Origin of the sequence: Uliginosibacterium gangwonense DSM 18521 (assembly GCF_000373965.1) — a bacterium.
In the GTDB taxonomy this organism is placed as follows: Bacteria; Pseudomonadota; Gammaproteobacteria; order Burkholderiales; family Rhodocyclaceae; genus Uliginosibacterium; species Uliginosibacterium gangwonense.
The window spans coordinates 33,473-48,197 of sequence record NZ_KB892864.1; the positions used below are offsets into that span (position 1 = coordinate 33,473).

General features: G+C 57.3%; 13 protein-coding genes. 9 read left to right on the top strand and 4 right to left on the bottom strand.

What is annotated here, in order from left to right; genetic code table 11:
• Positions 1–2: 2 nt before the first annotated feature.
• On the top strand, positions 3–665 hold the full coding sequence (locus B145_RS0117650; RefSeq protein ID WP_018609085.1) for a LysE family translocator: 663 nt from the start codon (positions 3–5) through the stop codon (positions 663–665).
• Here the strand turns inward: B145_RS0117650 and B145_RS26155 are convergent.
• Positions 646–2,946: a putative bifunctional diguanylate cyclase/phosphodiesterase gene (locus B145_RS26155; protein WP_169558562.1), complete on the bottom strand. Its 2,301-nt coding sequence runs from the start codon at positions 2,944–2,946 to the stop codon at positions 646–648. The two genes, B145_RS0117650 and B145_RS26155, sit on opposite strands and share 20 nt — an antisense overlap.
• A 210-nt stretch (positions 2,947–3,156) precedes the next feature.
• On the opposite strand from B145_RS26155, the gene panC reads away from it, so the two are divergent.
• The 4 genes from panC to B145_RS0117675 all read left to right on the top strand — a co-directional run bounded on the left by panC (position 3,157) and on the right by B145_RS0117675 (position 7,577).
• A complete protein-coding gene (gene panC / locus B145_RS0117660) occupies positions 3,157–3,990 on the top strand; it encodes a pantoate--beta-alanine ligase (protein WP_018609087.1) in 834 nt (277 codons plus the stop codon).
• Between the two features lie 142 nt (positions 3,991–4,132).
• Positions 4,133–5,710, top strand: coding sequence for a hypothetical protein (locus B145_RS0117665; protein WP_157288490.1), 1,578 nt, complete (start codon positions 4,133–4,135; stop codon positions 5,708–5,710).
• On the top strand, positions 5,707–6,771 hold the full coding sequence (locus B145_RS0117670; RefSeq protein WP_018609089.1) for a bactofilin family protein: 1,065 nt from the start codon (positions 5,707–5,709) through the stop codon (positions 6,769–6,771). Before B145_RS0117665 ends, B145_RS0117670 begins: the two co-directional genes overlap by 4 nt.
• Before the next feature lie 8 nt (positions 6,772–6,779).
• Positions 6,780–7,577, top strand: a complete 798-nt coding sequence (locus B145_RS0117675) for a hypothetical protein (RefSeq protein WP_018609090.1) — start codon at positions 6,780–6,782, stop codon at positions 7,575–7,577.
• Between the two features lie 12 nt (positions 7,578–7,589).
• On the opposite strand, the gene trmL is transcribed toward B145_RS0117675, so the two are convergent.
• Positions 7,590–8,054 carry a tRNA (uridine(34)/cytosine(34)/5-carboxymethylaminomethyluridine(34)-2'-O)-methyltransferase TrmL gene (trmL, locus tag B145_RS0117680; protein ID WP_018609091.1) on the bottom strand — a complete coding sequence of 155 codons (465 nt, stop codon included), beginning with the start codon at positions 8,052–8,054 and terminating at the stop codon, positions 7,590–7,592.
• 50 nt (positions 8,055–8,104) lie between these two features.
• Positions 8,105–9,034: a lactate/malate family dehydrogenase gene (locus tag B145_RS0117685; RefSeq protein ID WP_033407576.1), complete on the bottom strand. Its 930-nt coding sequence runs from the start codon at positions 9,032–9,034 to the stop codon at positions 8,105–8,107.
• Between the two features lie 468 nt (positions 9,035–9,502).
• Here B145_RS0117685 and B145_RS0117690 point away from each other — a divergent pair, with 468 nt between their 5' ends.
• The gene (locus B145_RS0117690) at positions 9,503–10,069 is read left to right on the top strand and encodes a phasin family protein (protein ID WP_018609093.1); all 567 of its coding nucleotides are present in this window, start codon (positions 9,503–9,505) and stop codon (positions 10,067–10,069) included.
• A 135-nt stretch (positions 10,070–10,204) separates the two neighbouring features.
• Here the strand turns inward: B145_RS0117690 and B145_RS0117695 are convergent, their stop codons facing one another.
• Positions 10,205–10,942 (bottom strand): GntR family transcriptional regulator, encoded by a 738-nt coding sequence (locus tag B145_RS0117695; protein WP_026259261.1) that lies wholly within the window; start codon positions 10,940–10,942, stop codon positions 10,205–10,207.
• 435 nt (positions 10,943–11,377) lie between these two features.
• On the opposite strand from B145_RS0117695, the gene B145_RS0117700 reads away from it, so the two are divergent.
• From B145_RS0117700 to B145_RS0117710, 3 genes are all read left to right on the top strand, one after another.
• The gene (locus B145_RS0117700) at positions 11,378–12,640 is read left to right on the top strand and encodes an MFS transporter (protein ID WP_018609098.1); all 1,263 of its coding nucleotides are present in this window, start codon (positions 11,378–11,380) and stop codon (positions 12,638–12,640) included.
• A gap of 12 nt (positions 12,641–12,652) precedes the next feature.
• The gene (locus B145_RS0117705) at positions 12,653–13,486 is read left to right on the top strand and encodes an amidohydrolase family protein (RefSeq protein WP_018609100.1); all 834 of its coding nucleotides are present in this window, start codon (positions 12,653–12,655) and stop codon (positions 13,484–13,486) included.
• A gap of 228 nt (positions 13,487–13,714) precedes the next feature.
• Positions 13,715–14,563 (top strand): amino acid ABC transporter substrate-binding protein, encoded by an 849-nt coding sequence (locus B145_RS0117710; RefSeq protein WP_245541887.1) that lies wholly within the window; start codon positions 13,715–13,717, stop codon positions 14,561–14,563.
• Positions 14,564–14,725: the final 162 nt, after the last annotated feature.

Here is a 14,725-nt window from a genome sequence, read left to right on the forward strand (position 1 = left end):
TCATGCACCTGAACCAGCTCCTGTTATTCATCTCTACGGCCCTACTCCTGTCATTGGCGCCAGGGCCAGACAATTTCGGGGTGCTGGGCTTGGGGGTTTCAACCGGTCGTCGCGCCGCCATGGGTTTTGCCCTGGGGTGTGCAGCGGGTTGCCTGAATCACACCCTACTGGCTGTGGTCGGGGTATCCGCCCTCCTGGCGGCCTCGCCCATTGCCCTGAAGGCCGTGCAGTGGATGGGCGCAGCCTACCTGTGCTGGATCGGCGCCCAAATTCTGTGCAATGTGCTCGCCCGACGTGGCTTTGTGGTGACAACAGGAAATGCTCAGGATGCCGACCGTTTCCTGCCCCACTTCCGCCGTGGATTAATTGCCAACTCCATCAACCCCAAGGTTGCCATTTTCTTCCTGGCTTTCCTGCCGCAGTTCCTCTCCCCTTCCGGTTGGCCTGCCTGGGCTCAACTGAGCGTGCTGGGTCTGCTGTTTGCGCTATGTGCAGCCTTGGTCTTTGGCTCCATCGCGCTGGGATCAGGCTGGATTGGTGGCAAGCTGCGCGACAATCCGGTCATCCAGAACCTGCTGGAGGCCACCACGGCACTGCTCTTTCTGGGGCTGGCCGTGCGCCTAATATGTTCCGATCTGCGCCCGCCTACGGCAAGGTCTGCGTAAAGAACGCTGGGAATTGGGCAGCAGGAACAGGACGGCCAAACAGGTAGCCCTGTGCAATCCGGCAGCCCTCGACCTTCAGAAACGCAAGTTGTGATTCGTTCTCCACACCTTCGGCCAAAGTGGTCATCTTCAGGTTGCGCCCCAACTGGATGATGGTGTGCACAATGGCTGCGTCATCATCATCCTCGACAATGTCCCGCACGAAGGACTGGTCGATCTTGAGCTTGTCGATGGGGTATTTCTTCAGGTAGGCAAGGCTGGAATAGCCCGTGCCAAAATCATCAATCGCCAACATCACCCCCAGCGCCTTCAACTCACAGAGAATGCGTAACACACCATCCGCATCATCCACCAGGATCGACTCCGTCAATTCCAGCTCCAGGCATTGTGCAGGCAAACCACTGCTCTTCAGCGCATTGGCCACACTCTCGATCAGATTGCTGCGCTTGAACTGCAAGGCGGAAAGGTTCACCGCGATCTGGATATCCGGGAAGCCTGCGTCACGCCAGGTTTGCGCCTGACGGCAAGCCTCCATCAATACCCACTCGCTGATCGGGATGATCAACCCACTCTCTTCTGCAATCGGGATGAACTTGCCCGGCGGCACTAGGCCACGCTCCCCATCGGCCCAGCGGATCAGTGCTTCCGCGCCAACCAACTCGCCCATCTTCAAATCGAACTGCGGCTGGTAATGCAGCACCAGTTCATGGCGATCCAACGCCCGCCCCAGACGGTTTTGCAACGAGAAACGTTCATGCGCATCCGCGTTCATCTGCTCGGCATAGAAGCGGCAGGTATTGCGGCCCGCCTGCTTGGCCGAGTACATCGCGGTTTCGGCCTTGAGCATCAGATCATCAAAATCACCAGCATCCTCGGGATACACTGCCACACCCAGTGAAGCAGTCACCACCAGCATGTTGCGATCCACCGCAAAAGGCGTGGCAAACTGCTGGAGCACCCGCTCCATCAACACCCGGATCTGCTCATTGCCCGTAATGCTGGGGAACAGGATGATCAACTCGTCGCCCCCACGGCGGCTCAAGGTGTAACCCTTGTCCAGACATTCATCCAGGCGGGCCACCACCTGCTTGAGCAGGCGATCCCCAATCACATGCCCGAGTGAATCGTTGATGACGCGGAAGTGATCCAGGTCGAGCACAGTCAGTGCCACCCGATTCCCTTCGTGCTTGCTCGCCCCCAAGGCCTGCGAAGCGCGATCACGCAACAGCAAGGCGTTGGGGAGCCCTGTCAGTTCGTCATGATTGGCCACATGTTCCAGACGCGCCTCGATCGCCTTTTTCTCTGAGATATCGGAAACGATCCCGACGAAATTGGTGATCGCCCCCTTTTCATTGCTGACCATGCTGATGGTCAGCCAACCACAATAGATTTCCCCATCCTTGCGGCGGTTGAGAATTTCCCCGTGCCAATAGCCGTGTTCGAGCAGATCGCGCCACATCTGGGCGTAATAGGAATAGCCATGCCGCCCCGAACTGAAAAGGTTGGGCGTGTTGCCCAGCAGTTCCTCAAATGAATAGCCGGAAATCCGGCAAAAAGCCTCGTTGGCGGAGATGATGCAGTTGTCGGAATCCGTTACGATAATGCCATCCACGGAGCGCTCGAAAACAACCTCCGCCAGGCGCAGCTTGGCCTCTGCCTGCTTGAGAGCCGTCATGTCTACGTCCAGGCTATATAGCTCTGGCTTGCCTTCGAGATTCTCGATCATCACATGCGCGGAATACACGGTGATCGGTGTGCCATCTTTGCGGATCAGGCGCGCCTCACCTGCGGGAATTGGGATGCCCTGATCCAGCCAGTTGCGGATGGCCATGCGAACATCATCACGCATGGGAGGCGGCACAATCAGATCTTCAAGACGATTGCCCAGCGCCTCCTTGGCCTCATAGCCATACAGACGCGCGCTGGCGTCATTCCAGAACAGCACCTTGCGCTCGTTTGTGTAGCCTTGAACGGCAATCGAGGGAATGCGCTCGAAAAGAGAGCGAAAACGCTGTTCGCTGGCACGCATGGTCTGGAAGATCGCTTCCACCGCAATCCCATCGCGCAGCAGCACCACAAACAACGCCAAGGCCGTGGTGATGACGAAGAACCAAGCCTTCCATGCCTGCATCTGGGCACGGGTGGCGCCATCCATTGGCAGTATTTCCAGCAGGCGGTCCGACAGGCCGATCCACAGAACGGATACCACAAAGTACGCCAAAGCCACCCGCAAAGCCGCCTTGAATGGCTGAGAGGAAGAACGGTTATCTGGCTGCTGCACGCGCATGCCTCCAAGGATCATTACAACACCCCCAGGCACCTCGCCAAGTAATGTGCCCAGCCGATTTCATGCTGTTGGAAAGTTCAATATCGTCACCCAAACTTCTTATATGAAGTCCGAAAAGACTGCCCAGGCGGGCAAGGAAGGATTTGCCTTTGCTCCCCCATTTGGGGCATCCTCCCCGACGTCATTGTCTGAAGCACTTCTTCCATGCAGATCCACACCAGTATTACCAACCTGAATGCCGCGCTTGACCGCCAATCCCGCATCGCCTTTGCCCCGACCATGGGAAATCTCCATGAAGGGCACCTGAGTTTGATGCGAACCGCCCGTCAGTACGGTGACACCGTGGTAGCAAGCATCTTCGTCAACCGCCTGCAATTTGGGCCCAACGAAGATTTTGACCGCTATCCGCGTACCTTTGAGAACGACTGTGCCCTGTTGTCCTCCGTCGGGGTCGATCACCTGTTTGCCCCAGATGAGCAAGAACTCTACCCTCAGCCGCAGCGCTACCAAGTGTACCCGGCCCCTGAGCATGAATCCATCCTCGAAGGAGCCACCCGTCCTGGCCATTTTCGCGGTGTAACAACCGTAGTCAGCAAACTTTTCAATATCGTCCGCCCCCAAGTGGCGCTGTTTGGCAAAAAGGACTACCAGCAGTTGATGATCCTGCGCAACATGGTGTGCGAGCTGAACATGCCCATCGAAATGATCGGCTGCGAGATCGTCCGGGCCGCCGATGGCTTGGCGCTCTCTTCCCGCAACGGCTACCTCAGCGCGGCAGAGCGCCAGGAAGCCCCGCGCCTGAACGCCGTCCTGCAACGCATGCGCGCACAACTGGAAGCCGGGTACACCCATTTCGCCCAATTGGAGAATGCAGCCTGCGATGAACTCCGCCAGCATGGCTGGGTACCTGACTACATTTCGGTGCGCCGCCAGCTTGATCTGCAACCAGCCACCCCAGGTGATACCCTGGTGATTGTGGCGGCTGCACGTTTGGGCAATACCCGCCTCATCGACAATGTGGAGATTGCTGCGCTGTAGCAGCTTTCAGGTGCCCCTTGGGCCGGGACGGGGCTTGTGCACACCAGAAAACCCGATTCCCGGCCAGCCGCTCTCTTTATTTGGGCAGACAAGACTACACGCTGATAGCATGTTTCAGGGCCGTATCCGCTAAACTACGCGCATGCACATTCGTCCATCTTCGCCGCCCACATGTCCGCCCCGCTCGCGCCAAACAGACTGGACGCGGCGCGGCCTTCGACACTGGATCGGAGCACTGGCAATCGCGTGCCTTTGCCCCCACGCTTGGGCGGGAAACTTTGAGCTGCACCTGAAGATCGACCCGGCGCTGCACCCGAGTACAGGCGTCTCGACTCCCGCAGCCCAGCAAGCAACCAACAGGGCGCTGGAAGCTGACGAAGAGCGCCTGGCAATTACCCGGTCGATTCCCTCGCTCACGGCACAAACGGGGAGCCCGGCAGCCTATGGTGAACACTTACCACGAGGCTTTGCCGCCTGGGTGCGATTGGCGCTGCGGCTGATGTGGCTGACCATGGCGCTATTCCTGCTGGCATACGTTGCGCGCGAATGGGTTCGGGTCATCCTGGTGCGCCTGCGGCGCGAACACAAACCCATTCTGCTGGACCATGCGAACTGGCCCGTCGTGTCGATCCTGGTGGTTCCCAAGGGGGACGCGACCTCGCAGGAACATCGCCTCGACATCTTGCGTAGCCTGCCCTTCGACTATCCACCAGAGCGCATCCACCTGGTTGTGGCCTACCAGAGCGCCGATATTGGCGTGCATGATGCTGCCCACCGCCTTGCTAAAGCGCTGCCGGAACACGTCCATACCCTCGCCATCAAACAGGGGGAAGATGCCAGCGTCGCCACGCTGCTGCCACGCGCCCTGCACAAATCCGTTGGCATGGCCCTGGTGGTGCTGGATCAGCACCTTCCCATCCCCCGCAACTGGCTCAAGCAGGCAGTAAGCCCCCTGCTTGATCCGGCAGTCGGGACCGTGCTCAATCGGGTCATTCCTGGCCAGCCGCAGAATGCGCTGGGCACCCGGCTCGTCGCCCTGGCTGACCATGCCGATGTATTGCTGGCCACGCAGGAAGATGCTATCGACCTCATGCTCTGCGGCAAGGCACGGATTCGCGCCCTGCGCCGCGCAGCCTATAAGCATATTGCGCAAGACACCTCCAGCCTTACCCCGGATGGCGCCAGCATCGTGCTGGAATTGGTGCGCACGGGCTGGCAGGCGGTACTGCTGGCGGAAATGCAGACAGAATTGCAGATGTCGCAGGACACCATCCGCTCCCCCCGCCTGCACCCCTCCATCAGCCTGCAAGCCCTGCGTCTGGCCTCACTGGCATTCGCCCGGCATGTGCCGCGTGGCGCCAGGGTGCAGGGGCGGGCCGTATTCTTTGCCGCAGCGCAGGCACTGGTCTGGCTTGCCAGCCTGGGTTGCGGGATTCTGCTCTACGCCCTGGGAGACATTTTGTGGGGCAGCCTTGCCATTGCCTTGTGTGCCGCCACCAGTTTTGACCCGCTCGGCCACCCGCGCCCGGCCTTCAGCGTCGCGGCGGCAGCCCGCATGGCGGGGCTGCGTGAGGAAATCCGCCTGCTCCCGCTGGCCTGCGCCAGCTTTGTGGATCGCATGGCTGAAGGCTGCCGCATCAGTCTTCAGCACAAGCGGCAGCGTCCAAATCCGCGACCATCCGAGGAATCCATCCTGCTGCATAAGGAAACGTCCTCATGAACCTGCCCTGGGAAACTTTCATCGGTCTGACTCTGCTGGGGTTTCTCAGCATTGCCCTGCCCTTCGTACCAGCGGCCCGCACGCTGAAGCGGCCACCAGATCGGCTCCCGCCAAAAGACGCGGCATTGCTCCCGCAGGTACAGTGCGAAACCTTCCGCCACGTCATCAGCCGCCAGTTTGGCAACTTGCTGAATCTGGCCCGTACCCAGGGGACGTTGAAAGGGGAAACCGAAAAAGGGCGGCGCTACATTGTTCTGGGAATCAACAGCCATCTGGTCAATGAAATTACATCGGGTCAGACCCGCCTGAAAACCATGCTGATTGCAGCAGGCCACCTGGATATTCCAGGGGAATTGGTGTGTGACCGGGAAATCTATGCAGAAGGCAAAATCAACATCGGCCACAACACCATGACCCGATGCGTGTTATCGCCACGTGATATTGCCATCAACACACGCGCCCGCGTCACCCGCTGGGTGCGCTCCGACCGCAGGTTGGATGTCGCCGAGGGCGCATGGGTCAAAGGCTGGGCCAATGCCGGAACAGAAATCTCGATTGCGCGTCGTGCCCGCTTTGAGCAACTGGGCGCCCCCCAGATCAATTTTGGCCGACAAGCTGAGATCAAGCACTTCGAAACCGAAGTGGTCGGGCGCTACACGCCTGCGCAAACCAAAGACGGCCAGCCCAAGTATGTACGAGACCTTAGCGTGGCAGACAACCATGTGGTACGAGGCGACCTGATCGCCATTGAAAACCTGAAGATTGGCAACGAGTGCCGGGTCATTGGCGACCTGCGTGCGGGTAAAACGCTGGTGATAGGCGCCTACTCGACCCTGGAAGGCACGCTGTACTGTGATGGCGCCGTGGTGATCGAGGAAGGCTGCCGCCTGACCGGCCCAATCATCGCAAAAGGCAGCATCCTGATTCACAGCGCCTGCCAGATTGGTACGCTAGAACACCCCACCACAGCCATTGCGCCACGCATCAAGATTGCCGAAGGCTGCATGGCGCACGGCACGGTGTGGGCAACCCAACGCGGTGAAGTCTATTTGCAGGAATAGTACTCAAAATGCCATCCAACACAACCATTCTGACCACCATCCTGAGCAAAAACCCGGATGAGTACGTCAAAAGAGACCGCGTATTGGCCCCTGCCGGCCTGCGTGCCTTGCTGGCGGACAATGCACGCCAGATCGGGCTGTGCGCGCTGGCCACCCTGTTTCTGACGACGGCCTTGATCTTGCTGGTGCCCGCTTTCAGCCGTTACTGGGCGCACACCACAAAATTGCTGATCGAGCTGCTGGGCCTGAATTTGCAGGTGGCCTTCAGTCATGAATGGATCGTGTACATCACCGCTGCATCATCTGAGCCCACGCCCACTTGGCAGACCTTTGGCTGGCATGCTCTCGGGGCGGCATGCTTCATTTTGCTGTGCCGGATCGCCTTACGCCCGCCATTTCGCAGCCTGTTCATGCTCATCGGGCTTTTCCATCTGATCAATACAGGAGTGATGGCCATCCTGCCAACCGCCTACCCCTACACAATCGCGGAGCACACCCGCTGGCTTTCGCTCTTTACCGTGGGATTTCTGCTGCTGTTACCCAGCGTGATGGCCCTGACTCACGCCATCATTGAGCGTAGCCATGAGCGCCGGATATTTGCCACGCTCCTCATCGCCAGCTATTTCATCCTGACGCTGCCGCTCAAGCTTGCTGCCCATGCAGCCCTAATCCAGTTAGGGTCGCGGCTGATGACACCCACCCTGTTCCTGGCCTTTGGGCCCGCATTCGACATCTGTTTATTCACCGCACTCTATACCTATGCGGCCACGTGGCGGCACAACCCTGATGCCGCAGAGGCGAGCTAGGACTCTGGCCGTTCAAACGCCCCCCGCAAAGCCCTGCTGCCGCCAAGCCTCATAGGCCACCACCGCCACGCTGTTGGAGAGGTTCATGCTGCGGCAGCCCGACATCATCGGCAGACGCAGGCATTGCCCAGGCGTGGCCGTATCCAGAATAAATGCAGGCAACCCACGTGTTTCCGAACCAAAAACCAGCACATCGCTAGGTGCAAATTGCACCTCACTGGGGGGATGCGTGCCACGCGTGGTCAGATAAAAAAAGCGCCGCCCCTGCAATGCAGCCAAGCAGGCTTGCCAATCAAGGTGACGGCTCACATTGGTCAGCTCTGCGTAATCCATCCCCGCGCGTTGCAGGGATTTTTCACTCAGCACAAAGCCCAGCGGCTCCACCAGGTGGAGCCGGGCGCCGGTATTGGCACACAAACGGATGATATTTCCGGTATTGGGCGGGATTTCCGGCTGGTACAAGACGATATCGAACATCCCACCATTGTCGCCGAAGCGGCCCGCCACATCCAGCCGGATTGAAGGAATCAGCGGGTCAGAGCAATCAATTCCCGCAGGTGTTGTTCTGAGTGTGCGAATTCCGCCCGTTCTTCAGCCGTGAATTCGTATTGCAGGATCTTTTCCACCCCACTGCGGCCAATCACACAGGGCACGCTCATCACCACATCCTGCACCCCATATTCGCCCTGCAACATCACCCCCACAGGCAGTACAGACTGTTCGTTGGTTTCAATGGCCCGAATCACCCGAAATACGCTGGCAGCAATCCCGTGGTTGGTGTTGCCCTTACGGTTGAAAATCTCAAACCCGGCATCCAGCACACGCTGGCGGATCGCCGCCTTATCAATGGGCTCAATGCCATTCTGGCGGCAGTAATTGTCAACATCCATGCCGCACACATTGCAGATACTCCACGGAATAAACCCGGTGGAACCATGATCGCCCAGTACATAGCCAAAAATGTTTTTGGGATCAATCCGCACATGGTCGCTCAGGATGCGCATGAAGCGCGCCGAATCGATGATGGTTCCTGCCGAAATCACCCGGTTGCGCGGGAAGGAGGACGCATGCAAGGCGACATGGCTCATCACATCCACTGGATTGGTCACCATGATCACGATGGCCTGGGGAGAATAGCGTTCGATCTGTGCGATCAGATCGCGCATGATGGCGGTATTGACGCGAACCAGATCATCGCGCGTCTGGCCCTTCTGCATCTGTGCGCCAGCGGTGATGACGACAATATCGCTGTCTGCGCTGTCAGCGAAATCCCCGGCGATCAGAGATGGATTCTTAGCGTAGGTGAATGCCGTGGTGTGAGCAAAATCCAGCATCTCTGCCAAAGACTTGCCGTGGTCGCGGTCGATGGCGACGATTTCGGACACATCGCTCATGTTGACCAGAAACCCTACGATCTCGGTGCCAACAGCCCCCATCCCTATTACTGTGACTTTCATGTAAAACTCCCGCCCGATCAGGGCTCAAGATTGACTCATTCCCTGCACTTGTGGCACAGGCGTCGCCAGTGTAACGCCTCGCCATGGAGATTTCACCCAGCCTTGTAACGCTGGCAGACCATTTATGTAGCAAAAGCCGATCCAGGCATCTTCCTCCATCGTTTCGTTTTTACGCCGCACCGCAAAATCATCTGCCCGAACGAACATCTTGCGCTGCACAAATCGCTTCACCACAATCCATCGTGCAAGTCAAAAAGAGGGCTTTTGCACAGTGCAAGTTCGGCAGAATGTGAGTCACAGCAAAGCTTTTTGGATTTATATGAAATTTTTGCTGCAGCGCAATATTTATTCTTGACTTCGGACTTTCACAACGTAAAATGACATTGTGCAGCGCGTCAAACGCACCCTAAGTTGATGTGCCCTGAAGGCAGTGTGCCTGCCTGGCAACCTATATACCGGAGATCACCCATGACATTCGCTACCCCTGAACAAATTGCAGCCGCCAACAAGGCCAATATCGAGTCCATCCTGACATTGGCCAACACCGCCTTTGGCAGCGTCGAAAAACTCGCCACCTTGAACCTGAACACCGCCCGCTCGCTGCTTGAAGACAGCGTGGCCAACACCAAGACATTGTTGGGCGCCAAGGATGTGCAAGAGCTGGTTTCACTGCAATCTTCCCTGGCACAACCGACGATTGAAAAGATTGTCTCCTATGGCCGCAGCGTGTACGAGATCACCGCTTCGATCCAAGGCGAAGTTTCCAAGATCATCGAAAGCCAGATCGGCGAAGCCAACAAAAATCTGACCGCTGCCCTGGATAAGGCTGCCAAGTCTGCTCCCGCAGGTTCCGACGTGGCTGTGGCCGCCGTCAAGTCCGCCATTGCCGCCGCCAGCTCTGCCTATGACAGCATGAGCAAGGCCGCCAAACAAGTAGTTGAACTGACCGAAGCCAACGTAGCCGCCGCTACTGACGCAACCGTCAAGGCCGTCAACTCCACGACTGGCGCAGCCAAGAGCAAGAAAGCCGCCTGAGAATCCCGGGACAGCCTCCTCATCATCGGGTCCCGGCTGCAACCGCCGGGTTTTAACCCGCAATCGCAACGATTGCGGGTTTTTTCGTGGGCGGCTTGGCAAAAGCCCGCCCACGTTTTAAGAACTTGTTCAGACCTAGCGGATATCAACGTGGTATTTGAACCGCTCCGCAGCACCGCGTGAAGCCCGCCACTCAAGGGGCTGCTTGTCGTAGCCGTAGGCGATACGCTCAATCACCACCAGGGGTGTCGAAGGTGGTACCTTCAGATAGTCTGTAAAGGGAGGACTTGCCAACTCCACGGTCAGCGTTTCCTGGGCAGAAGCCACCACCTGTTTGCAGCGCGATTCATACAGGGGGTAGAGCAAGTCGCCAAAATCTTCAAGGGCCAAATCAAGCAGCGCAGAAAAGCGTGCACGAGGCAGCCAGATTTCTTCAATCAGGAAAGGTTCGTTCTCCACCACCCGCAAACGCAGCAGGCGAATCGCCTTGACCCTGGCCCCCAGGCCCAGGCTTGTAGCAATCACTTGTGCCGGATATTCCACCGTGCGCGCAAGAATGCGGCTCTTGGGGCGGATTTTCTCGCCCGCTGCATTTTGAAAACGAAAAAAACGAAACAGAGAGGCGTCAAAACGCGGGCGACGCACAAAAGTCCCCTTGCCCTGGCTGCGCTCCAGCAAGCCCTCTGCCACCAGGGCATCTACCGCCTTGCGCACAGTACCAATCGCAATGTTGTAGGCCGTCTTGATTTCCGCCTCAGTCGGAATTGCCTCATCCGGCAGCCATTCACCCGCAGCAATCCGGCGCGCCAGATCATCACGCAGCTGCTGATACAGAGGTAGGCGTTGATCCCCGCCCAGGGGCGAATTGCTCATGACGTTATTCTTCATATGTTTGATGCCACATTCTAGTCTGCGTCAGGGTTTACAGCCAGTACCCAAACTACCAATGCCATATTGACACGCAGCCGATCTGCTCTTACCTTACTCACCATACATTCAGTCATATATATGACTAGATGTTTTCATACAACAAATTGTAAGAATGCGTTAAGCTGACGGCATCGGAGGTTCACATTCAGAACCAGAGTGTTATAAACAGGGCCGCAGACATAACAATGTCATGTCATGGCATGCATATCGCGCCACCCTGGCACACCCATTCCAGTAACGCAGCGGCTGGATTCATCATGTAGCAGATGAGTCGATTGGCATTTCATCGCGTCAGGCTTTGCTTCTAGCGCCGCCTGATGCTCTGGTACACGATGGATGCCACTCTATTTTTACCCGGGATATATATTGGGAGGCAGGATGTTTGGTTGGTATAAACAAGTAAGCCGCATTGAGCGCAAAACGTTCTGGGCATGTTTCAGCGGCTGGGGGCTGGATGCGCTGGACGCACAGATTTTCACGCTGGCCATTCCCGCCTTGATCGCGGCATTGGCCATCGATAAAACGCAGATTGGCTTGATCAGCGGCGCAACCTTGGTGTCATCAGCCATTGGTGGGTGGATTGCAGGCTTTCTCTCCGACCGCTGGGGGCGGGTCAAAACACTCCAACTCACCATTTTATGGTTCGCGGGGTTCACCTTCTTCAGCGGCTTTGCGCAAAATTTCCAACAATTACTGATTTTCAAGGCGCTTCAAGGCTTTGGCTTTGGCGGTGAGTGGGCGGCTGGCGCTGTGCTGATGGCAGAAACCATCCGCTCTGAGCACCGTGGCAAGGTCATGGCCACCGTGCAAAGCGCATGGGCTGTCGGCTGGGGCGCATCGGTGCTGGTCTATACCGGCCTCTTCTCCTGGCTGTCTGCCGACATCGCGTGGCGTGTCATGTTCGGTGCGGGTCTGGTGCCATCCCTGCTGATACTGTATGTACGCCGCTCCCTGGCCGAACCGGTGCGCACACAACGCGAAAAAGCCGCCTCCCGCGTCAGCCTGCTGGCAATCTTCTCTCCCGCCACTCTGCGCATCACCTTACTGGGGGGGATTCTTGGCACGGGTGCGCACGGCGGGTATTACGCCTTGATGACATGGCTGCCCACCTTCCTTAAAACAGAACGTCACCTATCCGTACTCTCCACCGGCGGCTACCTGACTGTCATCATCGTGGCATTCTGGTGTGGCTGCATGGCCAGCGCCACATTGCTTGATCGCATCGGCAGACGCCGCAATGTGGCGTTGTTTTCAATCTGCTGCACAATTACCGTGCTGCTCTATGTCTTCTTGCCGCTGACCAATACCCAGATGCTGATCCTGGGCTTCCCGCTGGGCTTCTTTGCTGCTGGCATTCCGGCGAGTATGGGCGCATTGTTCAATGAACTGTATCCGGCCAACATGCGCGGCGCGGGGGTTGGCTTCTGCTACAACCTCGGGCGCATCGTCTCAGCTGCCTTCCCGGTTCTGGTCGGCCACATGAGCCAATCCATGCCACTGGGCGAAGCCATCGGTATCGATGCCGCCATTGCTTATGGTGTCGCGTTCCTCGCCGTGCTCATGCTGCCAGAAACAAAGGGCAAGGCGCTCGAAGCCGTTGCCCCGGAAGCTACCATGGTAGCGAATGAGGCCAAAGCATAGATCAAGAGCAAAATGCCAAGTCAATCCAACCCCAAAATTCGTGGCGTGGACACCCACGCCCATATTTTTCACCGCGGGCTGACGCTTGCCAAACAGCGCCGTTATGCTCCGGCGTATGACGCAACGCCCGAGGACTATCTGGCCCAATTGGAAGCCAATGGCATCTCGCATGGCGTGCTGGTACAGCCAAGCTTCCTGGGCACCAACAATGATTACCTGCTGGATGCCCTGCAACGCTTCCCCGATCAATTGCGTGGCATTGTAGTCGTCACCCCGGATATCAGCGACGAAGAGCTTGAGCGGATGGCGGCTGCAGGCGCAGTCGGGATTCGCCTGAATCTGTTTGGAATGCCCCTGCCCGATCTGCGTAATCAGACCTGGCAAGCCCTGCTGAAAAAATTGGCGGCGCGCAACTGGCTCGTTGAAATCCAACGCCAAGCGCATGACCTGCCCGAGCTTGTTCCCGACCTGCTTGATGCGGGGCTGCGGGTCATTATCGACCACATTGGCCTGCCCGACCCCACCTTGGGCGAGAAAGATCCCGGTTTCCAATACCTGCTCACGCTGGCGCACAGCAAGCAGGTATGGGTCAAGGCCTCGGCCCCCTACCGGTGTGCTACCAGCAAAAAAACCATCGACCAGTGGATGGCCGCACTCCGCCGAAGTTTTGGGTCTGAATACATGCTGTGGGGCAGCGATTGGCCACACACATGCTATGAGCAACTCACCGCCTATCCCGACAACAAGAACCGGCTCGACACATGGTTCCCCGATCCGGATGAAAAAGAGATTGTACTGGTGAGTACCCCCGCACGGCTTTTCGGGTTTGATCCTACAAGTCCCTGAGTCGCTACATTCCCCCCCCCTACCCCTTCATTAGAATCAGGCATTGGTATAACAACAATGCCATATGACTTTATGCAGGACAGTTGAAAACATTCAGCAGAACTTAACATCCCCCTTTTTTCAGCTTCTCCACCTCTATAACATTTGGGAGCTACGATGTATTTGCCTAACCTGATTGCAAAAGCAAAGCCTTGCCTGGGCTTTTTGATAGGGCTGTTCAGCCTGAGCATGAGTGTTGCCCACGCTCAAAGCACCGACACGATTGACCGCATCATGAAAACCCATGTGGTCAACATCGGCGTGCGGGATGGTGCCCCGCCTTTTTCCAACAAGGCGCCAGATGGGAAGTTTGCGGGCTATTCAATCGATGTCTGCCACAAAGTCGTCGAATTGATGCAAAAGGAACTCAAGCTGCCAGACCTGCGTGCGCAAGACGTGGAAGTCAGCGCCGCGAACCGCTTTGAAAAGCTCAAATCTGGCGCAATTGACATGGAGTGCACGCTCTCCTCCAACACCAAATTGCGGCAAAACGACTTTGACTTCAGCTACCCTGTGCTGTTTGGTGCCCTGCGCTTTCTCACCAACCCCAAAGCGGGTCTAAAGAGCCAAGGCGATCTGGCAGGCAAGACGGTAGCCGCCATCAAAGGCACCTCGGCCGACAAAATCCTCCTGCGCTTAAAGAGCAGCGACTACCCCACGCTGAACATCATGTACGTTCCCACCAGCGAGGCGGGTCTGGCAGCGGTAGAGTCGGGTCGTGCCCAAGGCTTCTTCCAACTGGACGTATTGCTGGAATTCCTCCGCGCCACCAGCAAGAGTCCGCAAAATCTGGAGCTAACAACCTGGCCGCTGACGGTGGAAGTGGTCGCCTTCCCGATGCGCAAGAACGACACCAAATTCGTCGGAATGGTGAACAACTCGCTCAAAACCCTTTTCTTGCAGAGTGAATTCAAAAATATTTACAACAAATGGTTTGATGGCAAGGTCAAATTCCCGATGTCTGGCCTGATGAAAGAAAACATGCAGCGCCCAAGCACCACGCCGGGGTTCTCGCTTGTCATGGGCGTGGATCTTTAAGCCCTGATCTGATCAGCGCCAAGTCGTTCAAGCATCAAACGGGAGCAGGCGGAATAACCGTCTGCTCCCGTTTTTGCGTGCGTCTATCCCCCTGCCCAAAAGCCCCGGATTTCGCACGTTTAAACATCCTGCAATATCATTCTAGTAAGAGAGAAAGGCAAA